Annotated in this window: 16 protein-coding genes; 6 read left to right on the forward strand and 10 right to left on the reverse strand. The window is 60.6% G+C overall.

The genetic code is table 11. From position 1 onward, the window contains the following. Positions 1-164 precede the first annotated feature (164 nt). The 10 genes from HRU82_11885 to HRU82_11930 form a co-directional block, all read right to left on the reverse strand. Complete coding sequence (locus tag HRU82_11885) at positions 165-3,044, reverse strand: bifunctional transaldolase/phosoglucose isomerase (GenBank protein QOJ37191.1); 2,880 nt, start codon at positions 3,042-3,044, stop codon at positions 165-167. Positions 3,045-3,210: 166 nt separating this feature from the next. Then, positions 3,211-4,626: a Si-specific NAD(P)(+) transhydrogenase gene (gene sthA, locus HRU82_11890; GenBank protein QOJ35598.1), complete on the reverse strand. Its 1,416-nt coding sequence runs from the start codon at positions 4,624-4,626 to the stop codon at positions 3,211-3,213. 41 nt (positions 4,627-4,667) lie between these two features. Next, complete coding sequence (locus tag HRU82_11895; protein QOJ35599.1) at positions 4,668-5,195, reverse strand: hypothetical protein; 528 nt, start codon at positions 5,193-5,195, stop codon at positions 4,668-4,670. Positions 5,196-5,447: 252 nt separating this feature from the next. Next, positions 5,448-6,101, reverse strand: a complete 654-nt coding sequence (locus tag HRU82_11900; protein QOJ35600.1) for a hypothetical protein — start codon at positions 6,099-6,101, stop codon at positions 5,448-5,450. Between the two features lie 127 nt (positions 6,102-6,228). Next, positions 6,229-7,779 carry a hopanoid C-3 methylase HpnR gene (gene hpnR, locus HRU82_11905; protein ID QOJ37192.1) on the reverse strand — a complete coding sequence of 517 codons (1,551 nt, stop codon included), beginning with the start codon at positions 7,777-7,779 and terminating at the stop codon, positions 6,229-6,231. Positions 7,780-8,027: 248 nt separating this feature from the next. After that, positions 8,028-9,560: a sigma 54-interacting transcriptional regulator gene (locus HRU82_11910; GenBank protein ID QOJ37193.1), complete on the reverse strand. Its 1,533-nt coding sequence runs from the start codon at positions 9,558-9,560 to the stop codon at positions 8,028-8,030. A 297-nt stretch (positions 9,561-9,857) separates the two neighbouring features. Then, positions 9,858-11,072, reverse strand: a complete 1,215-nt coding sequence (locus tag HRU82_11915) for a trypsin-like peptidase domain-containing protein (protein ID QOJ35601.1) — start codon at positions 11,070-11,072, stop codon at positions 9,858-9,860. Between the two features lie 266 nt (positions 11,073-11,338). Beyond that, positions 11,339-12,244: a prohibitin family protein gene (locus tag HRU82_11920; protein ID QOJ35602.1), complete on the reverse strand. Its 906-nt coding sequence runs from the start codon at positions 12,242-12,244 to the stop codon at positions 11,339-11,341. A 31-nt stretch (positions 12,245-12,275) separates the two neighbouring features. After that, positions 12,276-12,629 carry a hypothetical protein gene (locus HRU82_11925; protein QOJ35603.1) on the reverse strand — a complete coding sequence of 118 codons (354 nt, stop codon included), beginning with the start codon at positions 12,627-12,629 and terminating at the stop codon, positions 12,276-12,278. After that, entirely contained in the window at positions 12,607-12,894 is a 288-nt protein-coding gene (locus HRU82_11930) for a hypothetical protein (protein ID QOJ35604.1), read from the reverse strand. The genes HRU82_11925 and HRU82_11930 overlap by 23 nt, the downstream gene beginning before the upstream one ends. A gap of 288 nt (positions 12,895-13,182) precedes the next feature. Between HRU82_11930 and HRU82_11935 the strand changes: the two genes are divergently transcribed. The 6 genes from HRU82_11935 to HRU82_11960 all read left to right on the forward strand — a co-directional run bounded on the left by HRU82_11935 (position 13,183) and on the right by HRU82_11960 (position 16,946). Continuing rightward, positions 13,183-13,503 (forward strand): PilZ domain-containing protein, encoded by a 321-nt coding sequence (locus HRU82_11935; protein ID QOJ35605.1) that lies wholly within the window; start codon positions 13,183-13,185, stop codon positions 13,501-13,503. 109 nt (positions 13,504-13,612) lie between these two features. After that, the gene (locus HRU82_11940; GenBank protein QOJ35606.1) at positions 13,613-13,957 is read left to right on the forward strand and encodes a PilZ domain-containing protein; all 345 of its coding nucleotides are present in this window, start codon (positions 13,613-13,615) and stop codon (positions 13,955-13,957) included. Between the two features lie 125 nt (positions 13,958-14,082). Next, positions 14,083-14,448: a hypothetical protein gene (locus HRU82_11945; protein QOJ35607.1), complete on the forward strand. Its 366-nt coding sequence runs from the start codon at positions 14,083-14,085 to the stop codon at positions 14,446-14,448. Between the two features lie 168 nt (positions 14,449-14,616). Continuing rightward, positions 14,617-15,918: a glycosyltransferase gene (locus HRU82_11950; protein QOJ35608.1), complete on the forward strand. Its 1,302-nt coding sequence runs from the start codon at positions 14,617-14,619 to the stop codon at positions 15,916-15,918. Positions 15,919-15,975: 57 nt separating this feature from the next. Then, on the forward strand, positions 15,976-16,683 hold the full coding sequence (locus HRU82_11955; GenBank protein ID QOJ35609.1) for a hypothetical protein: 708 nt from the start codon (positions 15,976-15,978) through the stop codon (positions 16,681-16,683). Between the two features lie 38 nt (positions 16,684-16,721). Beyond that, positions 16,722-16,946, forward strand: a complete 225-nt coding sequence (locus HRU82_11960) for a hypothetical protein (GenBank protein QOJ35610.1) — start codon at positions 16,722-16,724, stop codon at positions 16,944-16,946. Positions 16,947-16,955: the final 9 nt, after the last annotated feature.

Below are 16,955 nucleotides of genomic sequence, written 5' to 3' on the forward strand. Positions count from 1 at the left end.
GGGGCAGCGAGACCACCTACCGTGTCGAGTTCGAGGCCGATAAGCTGGTCGAATGCACCGTCGATGCCATCACGCGGATGGAGAAGATCGACGCGCCGAGCCGTGATGGCAGAGGACGTCTGACGGCGGGAGACTCGGTACCCTTACGCCCGACGCCGGTCGTCTCATGCCAAGGCCTGCTCGATCGCCGACTTCAACGTCGCCAACCCCGCCTGCACATCGAGGTCGAGGTGGATCCGCAAGAGGCGCCGACCTCGTTCCGTCAACACGTGGAAGTCCCCGCGCGCCTGCATGGCCTTGACGAGACCGAACGTATACCGTTGCCCCGGTACCGACAGGTCGACGGCATCTTCGCACGTCAGCTGGAGAAAGAGGCCGTTGTGGGGTCCTCCCTTGTAGGCCTGTCCGGTGGAATGGAGAAATCGAGGGCCAAACTCGAGGCAGGTGGCGATGCGTTTGGCATCTCGGATCCTTTGACGCATGGCCTGCAGTTCCGCCTTGTATTGGGGACGCATCTCCAGGTAGGCCAACAACGCCACGTAATCGCCGGGCTTCAATTGATTGAGATGGGCCTTGAGATAGGCTTGCAAGGACGGTGTCGTCCCGGCGGCGGCGCGCAGCTCTCGGGCGTATTGAGGGGTCGCATAGAGGCTGAGGCCACGCTCCTCGAAGATGGGCGTTTCTGCCGGTACCCTCCCGCTTCGTTCGTACTCGGTGGTCAATCGCTTCGTGGCTGCTTTGCCGGCCTCCACATCCGGCTGGTCGAAGGGATTGACTCCCAGGATCGCCCCGGCGACGGCGGTGGCAAATTCCCAGCGGAAGAATTCCTGTCCGATCTCGTACAGGTCGGCCACCGTCATGCGGACCACCGGGTGGCCTGCTCGCTCAAGCCGGTCGACCGCGGCATCGTGGATCGGGTCAGGGGAGGTCTGCAGCCGGATGGAGAGGAAGAGGCGGTCTTCTCCATACATCTTGGGATCTCCGACCGCTTCACCCTCGATGGGAATTATGCCTTTGCCGGTTTTCCCGGTCGATTCGGCCAGAAGCTGCTCGAGCCAGATGCCCAAGGAGTCGAGCTCAGGCGACGTGAGGATCGTGACCTTGTTGCATCCTCGATCGGCGAACACGGCAAGGATGGTCCCCAGCACCAGGCCGGGATTCTGCTCGACCGGTACGCAGGGGAAACAAGCCTCTACCATTTCTTCCGCCCCCTCGAGGAATTGCTCGAGGTCCAGACCCATCACAGCCGCCGGGACCATGCCGAAGTTCGACAGGGCCGAGTAGCGACCGCCGATCGTCGGAACCCCGAAGTAGAGACGCCCAAAGCCGTCGGCTTCTGCCAGACGTTGGAGATCCGAGCCGGGGTCCGTGATCGCGACGAACTGCCGTACGGCCGCTCTGGCTCCAACCAGGCGTTGGAGCCGATCAAAGAAATGCTGTTTCAAGAGCATCGATTCCATGGTGTTGCCGGATTTGCTGGAGACGAGGATCAGCGTGGTCGCAAGCTGCAGCTTCTTTTCGACGGCCCTGATCTGCGCCGGATCCGTGGAATCCAGGACATGAAGTTCCGGATACCCCGCCTGCTTTCCGAATGTCGTCCGCAGGACCTCCGCGCAGAGACTCGACCCCCCCATGCCCAAGAGCAGCGCATGGGTAAAGCCTCTTCTGGAGACCTCTTCCGCGAGGGAGGTGAGGGGGGAAAGATGCGCGAGTTGCTGATCGGTAATATCCAACCACCCAAGCCATTGATGCTCGTCGCCATCGGTCCAGAGCGACGCGTCGCGTTCCCACAGCCGTCGGACCTTGTTGGCGTTGCTCCACTCCTTGAGTGAGGTGTGCACGTCGGCCGCCACGGCGGCGGGCAGGCGGTAGGACCAGCGGTTGAGTCGTCCGGGATAGGTACCCTTCCCGTGCCGGTCGATTGCGACGAGCAGGCGATCGAAGGCGCTACGGAAGGATTGCAACCCGTCCGCCAACAATCGGTCCGTGATTGCCGTCATCGAAAGCCCGGCCTGGTCCATGGCACGCAGCACTTCCCGCGCCCCATCAATGTGTGTGGCGAGGCGGCCGGCCGGACGTCCGTGGTCACGAAAGGCTTCAAGGGTAGCGGGAGCCATGGTGGCGACCGTGTCTGGTCCGATCAGCTCCTCCAGGTACTGCACATCGCGAGAGGGGGGATTCGTGGTGGTTGTGTCGGCCCAGAGTAGTCGTTGAGTCATGGCCCCGCGCCTGGCGAGCGCCTGCCAGCGTGGGCTCGAAAACAGCGTGCGATAACGTTGATAGGCCAGCTTGGCGTTCGCAATCGCGACGGTTCCCTGTAGTCCCCTGAGCAGAGCCGTGGTCGTCTCGTCCGGGGCTGTCCGGAGGGCGGCGGCAGCCCAGGCATCCACCTCCGTATCGATGCGGCTGATGAAGAGACTTGCGACGCTTGCCACGCTCGTCAGGTCGCCGCCCCGTATCGACCGTTGTTCCAAGCCTATGAGATAGGCCTCTGCCACCGATTCATAGATATCTTGTGCGAAGATCCACGTGACGTTGACGTTGATTCCCTTGCCGATGAGTTGCACGATGGCCGGTATGCCTTCCGGCGTGGCCGGTATTGTGATCATCACGTTGTCTCGCCCGACAGCGTCCCACAGCCGTTTCGCCTCGTCGAGCATGCCCCGCGTGTCGTGAGCCAGGTGCGGTGAGACATCCAGGCTCACATACCCGTCGCGCCGCTTGGTACGGGCATAGATCGGCTGTAAGAGGTCGGCGACGGATTGCGCATCCTCGACGGCCAATCGTTCGTAGCGCGCCTTCGCATCCAGACCGGCCTCGCGTGTGAGGATGTGCAGCGCCTGGTCATAATCCGAACTCCCGGTAATGGCCTGTTCAAAGATGCTGGGATTCGACGTGACTCCGGACAAGCCATCCTCTTGGATCAGGCGCCGTAATGCCCCACTGGTGACGGCACCCCGCCGGAGGTCGTCCAACCAGATCGATTGGCCGAGCGCCGGGAGAGCACGGAGAGGGTTGTCGATCTTGATTTGCGAGACCTTCATCATGACGGCTCCTTATGCCTTCGGAGTGAATCCGCACGTCGCAATACTCCTTCCATGCCGGACCTTCTCGGAAACGTAAGCGGACCTCGGCGGCTATGCAGGGCGCTCTGATCGGGCTTCGGTATGTTGGTTCCGGCCATCGGGCCGTGATGTTCTGATCGGCGGGTCATCGTCTGGACAGCTTATTGAAGGCGTCGAGTGAGGCCACCTTGTAACATTCCGCCAACGTCGGGTAATTGAATACGGTCTGCAAGAAGTAAGGCAGGCCTCCGCCCAACTCCACGACCGCCTGGCCGATATGGATCAGTTCTGTGGCGCCCGTTCCCACGGCATGGGCGCTCAGCAGCCGCTGGGTTTCACGATGGAACAGCAACTTCAGAAAGCCGCTGTCGTCCCCGAGAATCTGTCCTCGGGCGATCTCGCCGTAGCGAGCGATTCCGCTTTCATAGGGGATCTTCTTTTGGGTCAATTCATGTTCAGGCGGCCCGATGGCCGACACCTCCGGCAAGGCATAGATGCCGATCGGTAGATAAGGGCTCATCGTGCCCGGGTCCACGCCGAACGCGTAACAGGCCGCCAGCCGGCCCTGCTGGAACGACGTGGAGGCCAAACTGGGATAACCGATGACGTCGCCCACGGCGAAGATGTGTGGGATGGCTGTTCGGAACTGTCGATCGACGGTCAATCGTCCCCGCTCATCGGGCTTAAGTCCCACGGCGTCGAGATTGAGTCGGCTGGTAGCCCCGATCCGGCCGACCGAAAAAAAGACATGATCGGCGGCAATGGTCTTGCCGGATTCCAGATAGACGACGGCCTGTCGCGGACCGGTGCCTGTGATGTCCAGCCGCTCGACGGCTTCCCCGAGGCGAAACGTGACCCGTCGCCGTCGCATTTGATGCATGAGTTCATCGACACTCTCTCGGTCGAGGAATTCCAACAGGCGGTCGCGCTTATCCACCACAATCACATCGCTCTGCAGGGCCGCGAACATGGAGGCGTATTCGATCCCGATGATGCCTCCGCCGACGACCACGAGCTTTTTCGGCAACCGCTGCAGCCGGACCAGGTCGTCACTCGTGAGGATCAGGTTCCCGTCGGCCGGCACGCCGGGTGGTGGGGCCGGATAGGTGCCTACGGCAATGACGATGTTGTCGGCGGTGAGCGTCCGTTGTCCGTTGTCTGAGGTCACCGTCAGGGTGTGCGGATCGACAAAGGAGGCTTCGCCTCGAATCAACCGGACTTCGTTTCGGCACAACTGCTGCTCGATCACCCGAGATTCGCCGCGGCCGACCACTCCCACACGATGAAGGAGTTCGTCCGCCGGAGGGCGGCGTCCTCGTTCCGTCTCGACGCTGAATCCCGACGCACGGCCGAATCCTCCGCGTTCGTGTGAGAGAGCGCACACGGCTTCGCGAAATGTCTTGCTCGGAATGGTGCCCTTATCCAGGCAGACGCCGCCCACCGTAGGGCCCTTCTCCACGACCGCCGCTCGCTTACCGAGTTTGGCCGCTTGAATCGCGGCCCGCTGACCGGCCGGGCCACTGCCGATGCAGACGAGATCGAAGTCGAAACCTGTATCCATGACACCTCCAGTCGAGCCGGCCCCTCATACGACCGATGGGATCATTCATGCCGTCCATTCGCGTCGAGGGCCGCCTCGGCGGAATGGGGCAGGGCCTTGTTGCCTGCCGATGTCCTCACAATCGTGGTAAGCAGTTCCCGGCTCAGGTCAGTTTGTCCCGTGGCCTTGGCCACATCGCTTCCATGCAACGCACAGGTCACGGCCATCGCGTGAGGATCAACGGCTAATCTCGACGGCGGCAAGGCAAGAAAGGATCTCAGCGAGGCAGGCAACAGAAGGAACGATGCGCGGTTCCGGCCGGAGGCCATTCGTGCGACATGGGTGAGCTGCAACAGGTCGGCTCGGATCTCGGCAGGATCGGCGCTTGATCGACAGTGAAGGTAGGTCTTCCAAGTGGCCATGAATTGAGCGTTGTCGAGTGCGAAGGTCGGTCCGGCGAATGGCCCCGAGGCCTGACAGCCGCCCAATCCCAGGCCGCTCAGAAGTACGAGTCCAAGCGTACCTGGTGCTGCGACCATGCGAATGATCGAGAAGGAGGCCTTCGTGTCGCGATGCGTTCCTACCTGCATGCCGCTTGTCAATGTGCAAGGGAAATACCTGGCGAGATAGGGCGAGCATTCCTGCGGCGGACGATGCGATAACAACGGGTTAGAGGTGCGGGATGGGTGGGCATACGTTCGAGTGCCGGAATGGAGGCGGATCGGCCCGCGATGGCTCACGATTTATGCTGTGCAGTCGCGATTTGTCGCGATGGACTGAGTCGATCACGATCGGCTGAATGAGCAGATTCGCGCAGTGCGCGGCATCAGGATTCGCACGCCTCAGAATTTCTCGGGGAATTGTGCTGCGAGTCCATCCGTCAATGCGTCCGCGACTATGTAGATATGCTGCTTCATTCCGTGCCACGTTTCGCCTTCTCGGACATACTCTCCGGCTTTCAGTTGCCGAAACTCCGTCATGTGATGGGCTGCGTGCGCTGTCAGCAAGCCCATCAGCCTGTGCTTCGGCAAGTAAGGATTTGCGCTGCTGAGAAAACTCGAAATGTCGGCCGCATTGGCGGTGAGGACTGTGACGGCCAGGTCTTGATCGTCCTGGTTTCCGGCGGCGAGGGCATCCAAGTGGTCGCGGATGGCGGTATAGTGCCCGGCCAACAACGTGAACAGTTTGTCCGACGAGGACTTGCCGTAGAACGGTTCGATCGAACGCGCAATTTGTTCGGCATTGGTGACCACCGTGGATTCGGCAGCCTCTCTGGCGGCGGCGTTCTTGTCCATCGTCGCCACGGCTACGTTGCGAATCGACAGGATATGGCCGAGCCACAGATCCCTGAGGAGGGCTTTCGTTTCCGCCACCTTCATCGGTGACGCAGCTGCCGCGCCTGTTGTCACGGTGGGACGTATGTCGGCGGCCTCCGCACAGGCGCCGGTGATGACCATGAACATCGAGGCGCAGAGTAAATGCAGGACGCGTGACATAGAGCACCTCCTTGTGAGCCGTGCACTCCGGCTCGCCGAACGCATCCGCACGTCGAGCGAGCGTACGAGTCAAACGATCCGCTGTCGGGTGAACGTGGCGATCTTCGGGCGAGGTGCGTCGGAGACGTCATCCTGCGGCGCCGGCACCCATGCGAGTCTGGTCCACGAACCGCTCGGTCGCATCGTCGAGCGCGCGGGCCTGTCGCCCCCGATCCTTATGGATATAGATCAAGTGGTTCTCGACGCGATCTCGACGGGGAGGGGGCAGCGCCATCTCATACGTAATCGGACGGCTGTGGTCGGCCAACTGGAGTGTCGGGTTATACACCGAGTTGAACTTCCACAGCATCTTGATGAAATTGGTTTGTCCGCGCAGGAGATGTCCTGCCGCGATTTTCGCCGTTCCCTTGAGCGCGTTCCATCCGAGATGCTTGATGTTCAGCACTTGCTGGGTCTTCACCAGTTCCTCATAGAATTCCCGAAGCGGCAGCCTGGTGGGCAGCACGGCATGCTGAATATCGAACAATCGGTAATCGCGGCTTTGGACCTTGTGTCCGTCCGTGTGCCAGCTCTCGGTGCCCGGATACGGAGTATTCACGCTGATATTGACGATTTCGGGAATGTCCAGGCACCACTGTCGAATGGTTTCGAAGCGGGCCCTGTCCCAATCGGGATCGGCAATGAGATTGATGGCCACGGTGATCCCTAGGGAGCGCGCAAACTCCAAGGCCTCGAAGTTCTTGCCCAGGGACACACGCTTGCGGTGCAGTTTCAGACCTGCTTCGTCGATGGCCTCGACTCCGATGAACATGTATTGCATCCCGAGGCGCTTCCAGAGTTTGAAGACGTCCTTGTTGCGCAGCAGGACATCGCCGCGTGTCTCCAGGTAGTACTGCTTCTTGATGCCCTTTCTGGCGATCGCTTCCCCGATCTCGGCGCCGTGTTTGGCTTGGATAAAGGCCACGTCATCCACGATGAAGATGCCCGGCTCCTTGATCCTGGCCAAATCCTCGATGACGCGTTCCGGACTGAGCGGACGATAGCTGCGACCGTAGAACGTCCAGGCGCTGCAGAAGGAGCAGTCCCAGGGGCAGCCGCGGGTGAATTCGATCGAAGCGCAGGGATCCAGGACACCGATGAAGTACTTATGCCGGCGACGAAGGAGGTCACGGGCCGGCTGGAGATCATCCAGGCTCTGGACGAACATGGGAGGAGGGCCCTCGCCGTACAGGCTGACGGCGCCCGGCACCTGGGTCACGGCTCGACGATCCTGCTCGATGACGTCGAGCAGCAGCGGCAAGGCGGCCTCTCCTTCTCCTTTCAGGACGCAATCGATGGCCCCCGCGCCATGCGCCAACAATTCTGTGGCGATAAAGGATGCACTGTGTCCGCCGACGAGCACGAAGCTCTTGGGAGACCGCTCCTTGGTCCGTTTGGCCAAGTCGAGAATTTCCGGCACATTGGCTAGATAATTACAGGAGAACCCCACGACATCAGGCTGCCAACTCTCCAGGATCGCGAAGTAGTCTTTGTGGCGTTCCACCTGGAGGTCGATCAGGTAGACCTCGTGGCCGGCCCGGCGAACGGCTTCAGCAACCAGTTCCAGCCCCAACGGCTCCAATCGCAAAAAGATCTTGGTATACATCAGAGGACTTGGATGAACGGCCAGGAACTTCATGGTCTCAGGATCTCCTCCCATGCGTTTTCTGCATGGCCTTTGTGTGTATTGTAAGGGCGGCCTCTCGCTCCTGTGATTAGGCTAGTCCCTAGAGCAAGCCGCATACCACGACTCCCGCCGGACTGAATGGGCCTCCGTTCAACTCCAAACGACGCACGAATTCTGCCTACAGGGCGTCGAGGAGCTTCGAGAAGAGAAGGCTTGCGGGACCTGTCGGCAGACATCGACCCGCGATTGGTCGCGGTTTTTCACACGGCATCGTGATGTTCAACGACGGGAGGGGAGTAGGGCGCAATGATCGAATCGAATGAAGCAAGCGGAGGAAGCAGCGTCGTTGGTCGCGAGAGTCCCAGTTTCTTCATGCGACTGCGTAAGGTGCTGGGATTAATCCCTAATCGAGTGGCGGCTCCCAGCGGACCGTAGATGCGCCATCCCGCCTGTTCCAGCGTGTGAAGAATGTGGCAGCGTTCCGACTCATACAAGGTGACGGCCCGTTCCACGGTCGGCCCCTGCGGTGGCGGTGTACGCATGATGCGTTCATCGATTTCCACGAGACGCGTCGGCGCGAGGATCGCAGCCCGTTCGATGACATTTTGGAGCTCGCGGATGTTGCCCGGCCAGTCGTACTCCGTGAGCCGCGCCAAAGCCGTGTCATCGAGCAGCAGGTCGTCGCGCTTCAATTTGGTACGGCACAGGCGGAGAAAGTGTCGGGCGAGGAGAGGGATGTCTTCTCTGCGCTCGCGCAAGGGGGGCAGGACAATCGGAAAGACCTTCAGCCGATAATATAGATCGGCCCGAAATCGTTTCTGCGATACGGCTTCAGCCAAATCGACGTTGGTGGCGGCGATGAGGCGCACGTCAACGGGGATCGCGCGCGTTCCGCCTACCCGGTCGACCTGGTGATCCTCCAGGACGCGCAGGAGTTTGGCCTGGACGGTCAAGGGCATCTCCCCGATCTCATCGAGAAACAGGGTTCCTTCGTGGGCGAGCTCGAACCGGCCTTGATGCCGCTGAATCGCGCCCGTGAACGCGCCTCGCTCATGCCCGAACAGCTCGCTTTCCACCAAGCCGCTGGGTAGGGCCGCGCAATTCAACCGTACGAATGGCCTGTTCTTGCGCGGACTGCTTTCGTGGATGGCGCGGGCGACCAGTTCTTTTCCGGTTCCCGTTTCACCGGCGATCAGGACCGTCGAAGCTGTCGACGCGACGGCATGGATTTGTTCCATCACCGTCCGCAATGACGCGCTTTGGCCGATGAGCGACGCAAAGCGACGCTCCTGTTTCACCTCCTCCTTCAGGGAGGCCTGGTGTTTGGTTAAGCGATGACTCAGTTGCGTCAATTGCTCATAGGCCTGGATCGTATCGATGGCCAGGGCCACTTGAGTGGCGATCTGGCGGAGAAATTCCAGCATGTCGGCATCGGGGTTGCCTGCAGTCACGCTGCCGATATTGAGTGTCCCCAAGCAATTCCCACGTACTAGGAGGGGAAGGTTGACCATGCGGCCCAGTCCCTCTTGGGCGTAGAAGTGGTCTTCGATGAACACCTGTTGTGTCTGTAGGAAGGGGCGAATGTGGACGTCACGATGGTCATACACCCATCCCGCCGCGCTGCCTGCTCGCGGGATGACGGTCTCGCGCTCAAGCACCCGCTTGGGCATGGTGGTTTCCAGGGCATAAAACCGAAACCCATCTTCCTCCGGCACATAGAGCAAGAGACCCGCCCGTTCCCAAGGTACCACGGACTTGATGCAGTCGGTGCAGGCTTGCCACAAACGTTCCATCTCGCGTTGCGAGTTGAGGACATTGGTCACGTCCAGCAAGGCCTGATAGCGACGGTGGACCGAGATCACACGTAAGACCTCCTGAGGGGGCGATGTCGTGGGGACGCTTGTCGCGGCTCTGATCAAGCAATAATCCTGCCTGTATGGGCGGCCGATGGCTCCACGGCGGTGGATGTGAAGTTTATTGATTTTCGGGTAACGGTCTGCTCGTCTCAAGACCGACGGTGTGCAGAAATCACCTGAGCGGACTGTGCAGGATCGCTCGGATCCATAGGATCTTAGGCTGACAGAGGATGCTCAAAACGAAGAGCGTGGTGCGGGGGGCGCCTGCACGGTTTGGGGGAGCATGGTTTCCGCAATCGACTGCCGCGGCTGCCGTTGTCGAGGCGATGGTCTGGGCCGTTCGCGCAGCACGACAACTCGCTCAAGACGGTGCCCGTCTCGCATGACCTCGATCCGGATTTCCTGGCCCACTTGAAATTGCGAGACCACTTGGGCGAACACCTCCGCCGTCTCGACGGGCCGGCCTTGAAGCGAGACCACGATATCCCCGCCCAGTACCCACGGCACTCCATCGATGACCAGACTGAGGGGACCCGTGACGAGGCCGGCTTCCTTGGCAGGGCTGTCGTCCTCCACCTCTTCGACCAACAACCCATCGGTCAACGGCAATCTCAGTAATCGCTGTAGGTCGCGCGTGACGAATTTCCCGCCGATGCCGAGCCAAGGGCGGATGACCCGTCCCTTCTCTCGCAACTCCGTCAGCACCTGTTTGGCGGTATTGATGGGAATGGCAAAGCCGATGTTTTGGGCTCCGGCCAGCGTCGCCGTTGCGATGCCGACCACCAACCCTTCCGAATCGACCAAGGGACCGCCGCTGTTGCCGGGGTTGAGCGGGGCGGTCGTCTGAATCAATCGGGAGGGCACGGCCGGCAGACCGCGCACTGGTCCCATTCCGCTGACGATGCCGGTCGTCAGGGTAAATCCCAGACCAAACGGGCTCCCCACCACCAGCATCTGTTGCCCAATGCGCAACGTGTCGGAATTGCCCAGCCTGACGGGGGTGATCGGGGGCCGCTCCGCATCCAATTGAAGGACTGCCACGTCCGAGACGGGATCTACTCCCACGATGGCAGCCGAGATCCGCCGTCCGTCATAGAGCGTGGCCATGACGCCTCGAGCCTCTTCCACGACGTGGGCATTGGTCACGACCGTGCCGTCTTCATCCACGACGAAGCCGGCCCCCACCCCTGTGGTCGGCGAGCTTGAGAAGGGATGGGCCGGGCCATGCGTGACGGAAAGAAACACGGTGGCGGGAGCCAGTTGCTGATAGAGAGTAATGGTGCGATCTTCGTCCGGAATGGGTTCTCCCGACGCAGACAAGGCACAGGTCAAGACGCTCACGACGCCCATTATGCCGAGGAGGCACCGGAGCGCCGCTCCTGAGACAATGGTATCGCCGTACATCCTCGTCATCGAACGATGTTCCAGACCATATTCGGAAGTCGTCAACAGGTCGTCATCCCTAACCCGGGCCGTGCGCGGCGGCGGTCTACTCCGCGCTCTGTCCTCCAGAGGACCCGGTTCGACCGGGCAACCGCCGAGCGCGTCGGATGAGGCGGTCTTCGAGGTTGCCGCAGTTGAGGCAGCGTGTGATCGGTAGCCACCGATGAATCGATCCCTCGCCAGGACAAAACAAGAATTCGGTGACCATCAATCCTTGACATCGGCTACACGACATGCACGTCCTTCCCTGTTCAATCCGGCACGATGCCCGTTCATTGTTTCCGATCCATCACATCCTGTTCCGCTCTCGTCAGGCCCTCACGACTCGGTTTCGCCTCGTCACCGCTGTTCGGAGCGATCAAAATAGGAACGCGCACATCCTCCGGCAGTAACACCATCTTTGCCGTCGGGCTGTCATAGAGCTTGTAGCGCAGGTAGCTGGGGGTGAGGGTGGAGGTGATCGTTTCCTGCGCCTTGGCTTGTCCCAACGCCCGGATCTTCATGCCTTCCGCTTCGCCTTCCGATCTGATGCGCACGGCGTCTCCTTCGCCGCGTGCCCGTCGCCGCGCGATTTCGGCGTCTTTTTCGGCGATCACGAGTTCGAATTCCTTTTGTTCTTTTTCCTGCTCCTTGGCCTGCTTCCGTTCGACGGCTTCCAATACGATCTTGGCGAGTTCGATATCGGCCAAGGCGACGCTGTGGACTTCCAGATGGCGCCCCTTCAACTTGTCCACCACCACGGCCTGGACCTTGCTGGCGATCTCGGCGCTCCGCTCAGGAACCGAGACCATGGGGTAGTTCGACACCACGCTGCGCACGGCGGCCAGCAGTTCCGGTCTCACGACACGCGGATAGAAGTCCGGTCCGATCTCTTGCGCCAGAAAGTAAATCTCATCCACGATCGGCCGCATGATGATTGCCGCCTTCAGCCTGACCAGCAGATCGTCGGAACTGAGGGCATCGACCATCTCGGTATAGCTTTGCAGGCGAACGTCGTAGATGAAAATGTCGTTCCACGGAGCGCGCCAATAAAATCCTGACTTCAAGGTCTCCGTCGTCAGACCTTCCGTCAGCGGGTACCACCGGAGCCCGCGTTGTCCGGGATGGACGGTGTTCCCGCAGCCTGGGAGGCTGCAGAGGGAGGCCAGGGCGGCTCCAACCAGGATGGCTCGTCGCATGGCTCCTCCTTGCGAAACCCGAGGTGCCGGCTCAGGGAAAAAAGAATCCGTGGCCTTGCGCCGCCTGCCGATGGGTTTCAGCGGTTCGCTCGCGGTCCTGCGCCGCGGCTTCATAGGACTCCACTAACAACTGCGTACCGGTCACCCAGTCAGAATCCTTTCCGAACAGATGCTCGTAGACTGCAGCGCGATGGGTCAGCTCACGGGCTTTTTGGCGGAACCGTTCTGCTTCCTGCCCTAAGAAACCGGCGATCTTCTGCTGATCCTGAGCCAGGTCATACGCGGTCAGTTCGAGTTCAGTGCCTGTCGTCCGGCAACCGACGAGAAGGAGGCATTGTCCCGCCACCATCAACAGTGAGACCTCAACCGCCTTCCAAAATCGCATGGTCGCGGCCCTCCAATGATGAGGATCGAGGCGTGAAGGCGGTGCGTCGCAAGATCTCGTAATCTCGTTTCAGCGCCAGCAGTTCGATCCGACCCTGCAGGTGGAGTCGAGAAAGGGCGATGAAGAGCGTTCGCCACGTGCAAGCCGGCAGGTGTTCCGCCAACGCGAGAAAGGTCATTCGAGAATGCCGTTCCAGCAGGAGTAGAATTTGCCGATCGATCCCATCGTCGCATGCCAAGGCCGGTTGTGAATGCGTGGCGGACATCGTTGGTCACCCCGTTCAGATCGAACGCGATAGCCTGATCAACATAGGTGCATTCTCTACGGTTGCACGCTGCAATATATGATCCCGACAAATGTCTCGAAAAAGCTTGGTGCCCGTTGTGTCCGTTCTCTCCAGCGAACCGCGAAGAGGCATTACGCACTGTCTGCATTGTGCGGATCCGCTCGCAATGGTCTTCCTCTCTGCTCGTCCTGGTTGCGGCTGGGTGCGGATTCGCGTAGGATTCGCGCAGCTCCCCTGCGGCTTGAACGTGTAGGAGTGGACGTTGCCATGTTGAGCAGTCGCTTTCACCTTCGCGCCTTCCGCCGCTTTCCCGTTCATTGTTCCGTCTACTATTCCTCTGATGAGTTCCAGGGGACCGGCACGGCTTGGAATTTGTCGCTCAGCGGCTGGCGCGTCGACGGAAGCCACCCGGTGCCACCCGGCGCCGTCGTAACGCTCTGTGTGTTTCTCCCCGATCACAATCCGACGGTGTTCATCGATCAGGCCGTCGTTCGATGGTCGCGTGGACAGGAGTTCGGCGTCGAAGTGACGTCGATGAAACCGGTGGAGCAAGCGCACCTTCGGACCTTCCTTTCCGCACTCATGTAACCGCCTTCTGCTCCCAGAAACGGGATATTCTTTGCCCTTTCTTCGCAAGTGCGTACACTGGGCATCGTTCGATGAATGCCGCCGGTTGATCTTACTACTGGAGCCCGCCATGGCCGAGTCACACAAGCCCCGTTCGCATGCCCGTGTGCCGGTCAGCTGTTTCTTGTACTATCTCGGTGAAGGGCTGGTCGGTACCGGGAAGGTCTGCGATCTCTCTGTGAAGGGATGGCGGATCGAAGGCGACAAACCTGTCTCGGTCGGCATGAAGCTGACCTTGCGCGTCTTCCTTCCCGATCAGCCGAAAGCGATCGACATCGAGGGCGTGACGGTGCAGTGGGTACAGGGCCATGTGTTTGGTCTTGAAACCGTCACCATGAATGCCGTGGCCGAGGCGCGGATCCAGCAATTCATCCTGTCGATGCTCGAATCGTCGGGCTCCTCCCGCGTCGCCTGACCCTCTCCGGCCGGATTTTCGACCGCTTCCTCCCTGCGAAACAGCCGCAAATCCCCCGCTTTCGAGGACTATCGAGTCATTTCGCGTTTTTCATATTCTGCCGGGGCTCGTGGCTGGAGGGTTTCATGGACCAACAGAGCCGTCCCCGATTTATCGTCGAATGCACCGGGTCTCGTGCGGAGAACGGTCTCCTGGTCTGGAACGGTCGGATGCTCGACCTCTCCATTCCAGGGTGGTCGCCGAATGGCCTCAAGGGACTTCAGGCCGGCGATCTGCTTCAATTGCATCTGCATATTCCGGGGGAATCCAAGCCCCTGTCCGTGCGGCTCGCCACGATCCGTTGGGCCCATGAGTCCCGAGTGGGCGTCGACCCGATTTTGATGGACGCCGACGACCAGCTTCGATTGAATGCCTTCACCGATGCGCAGGGCATGTGCTCTCCCTCCACTCAGGACCGAAGCGAACAGATCATTATCTTCGACGGCGGGTAACCGTCCCGCATCCCATCACCCGCCGGTCGGCTGCACGTTGCTTGACATCCCCACGCCAGATAGTGTCTCTTACCCTTAAGGACCTTATTACAATCCGGCCTTTCGCCACTTCGGTTCGTTCACGTCATACAACGGGTCATGCGGGCGAAGGCGTAAGAAAGTGGACGCATGACACCTGGCTCTGACCTGCCCGATGATGCTCACACCACTCCGCTGACGCCTGAAACCGAGGCGCAGGTCGAGCAATTCGACCGTACCGACATCCTAGTCGGGATTCCCAGCTTCAACAACGTCGAAACCATCGGCCACGTGGTCCGCGCGGTCAGCGCCGGGTTGGCGAAATACTTTCCCCAGGCTCGAGCGGTGTTGGTCAACTCCGACGGCGGGTCGACGGACGGAACGCAGCAGGTCGTGGCCCAAGCGGTCGTGGATCTCAAGACCCTCTTCATCGGGGATCAACAGAGCTCGCTCCATAAAATCATCACGCCGTACCATGGTATTCCCGGCAAGGGGAGCGCCTTTCGCACGATTTTCGAGATTGCGCGCCGCTTGAAGGCGAAGGCCTGTGCCGTGGTGGATTCGGATTTGCGAAGCATCACACCCGAGTGGATCGAACTATTGGTGAGCCCGGTGTTCGAACAGGGGTTCGATTATGTGGCCCCCTATTACCTGCGGCACAAGTATGACGGCACGATCACGAACAGCATCGTCTATCCCTTGACGCGGACGCTCTACGGGCATCGCATCAGGCAACCGATCGGCGGCGACTTCGGTTTTTCAGGCCATTTGGCGCAACATTATCTGGATAAACATGTCTGGGAATCCGAAGTGGCCAAGTTCGGCATCGATATCTGGATGACTACGGAAGCGATCGCCAGTGGGGCTCGGGTGTGTCAAAGTTTTCTCGGGGCGAAGATCCACAACCCCAAAGACCCGGCAGCGGACTTGTCGGCCATGTTGGTGCAGGTTCTTGGCGCGGTCTTCGCCTTGATGGAAGATCACTACGGCGTCTGGGCGAAGACGGACGGGTCGAACGTCGTGCCGCTGTTCGGGTTTCAATATGAGGTCGGTGTGGAGCCGGTCAACGTCAACGTGGACCGAATGATCAGTACATTCCGGCAGGGATTGAGCGACCTCGGCACAATCTGGGATCAAATTTTAGCCCCGGGGACCAGGCAGAGCCTGAAACCGTTGGGCGCCTGCGCCCTGCAGGATTTTCGCATCGCCGACAGCCTGTGGGCGCGAGTGGTCTATGATGCGGCGGTGGCCTACCGCAATCGAGTCTTACCGCGCGACCACGTCTTGAAGGCATTTACTCCCTTGTACCTGGGCCGCACCGCGTCGTTCGTGTTGGATACGCAGGGGCTGACCTCCAGCGAGGCGGAGGGGCGGATCGAAACTCTCTGCCAAGCGTTCGAAAAGGACAAGTCCTACCTGGTGGCGCGATGGAATGAACCCCCTGCGGGGTGAGGTGCTCGATTCCAGCCATCTGAAGGCAGGCTGCTGCGGGAGCCGGAGGAGGGAACCATGAAGGAGTTTTTTGAAAAGGGACTATTGGACCCGTTGGAGCTGATGGCCAGGCAGGTGCTGGCCGTGTTGCCCAGCGTGTTGGCCATGTCCATCATCTTTTCCGCCGGGTTGGTCGTGGCCTGGACCGCCAGTCAAGCGCTGGAGCGATTGCTGCGGGTCGTCGGTCTTGACCGGCTCTTTGACCGGTTGGGAGTGACCGGCGCGCTGTTGCGCGGGGGCGTGAAGACGGATCCGTCGCGGTTGGTCGGGCAAGCCGCGTACTGGTTGGTCATGATTTTTGCGACTGTCGCTGCATTGGGGGCGCTGAACCTTCAGCCCATCAACGATTTTGCCAAATCGTTCCTTGCCTATGTGCCGCACCTGGTGACGGCGGGGCTCATTCTGGTGGCTGGGTGGTTGCTTTCGAACTTCGTATCGCAGGCGGTGCTCATCGGAGCGGTGAACGCGGGCCTGCCCCCCGCTCGGCTCGTGGCCACCTGCTCCCGTTGGGGAATCCAATTGTTGGCCGTTGCGATGGCGCTCGAACAACTCGGCATCGCCCAGAACATCGTGGTGGTCGGATTCGGGATCACATTGGGAGGAATCGTGCTGGCCGGAGCGATTGCCTTCGGGTTGGGCGCCAAGGACCTGGCCAAGGAGTATCTTGAACGCGGACTTTCCATGCGCGCCAGAAATGGGGCGCCGGATGATTTGCGCCATCTGTAACGGGCCATCGGCAGCGGCTCGACGACAAAGGACCAAGCATGAACAGGAACATCTCTGAAGTGGATGGGGAGGCGAAGGCCAGGGCGTGGTTGGGAGGGGAAGCGGCCGTGCCACGGTATCCGCAGCGCGGAGGAGCCCCATTCGTCTTCAAACGGTCACTGCTGGGGCTCGTGGCCTTGGCGGTGGGGCTGGGGTTTGCCGGTGGCCTGCTGACCGGGCTGCAATGTCGCTGCCGTGCTGGATCGGATAGGTCGGATCGCTGACCGCCTCAG

This window comes from Nitrospira sp., assembly GCA_015709715.1.
Classification (GTDB): Bacteria; Nitrospirota; Nitrospiria; order Nitrospirales; family Nitrospiraceae; genus Nitrospira_A.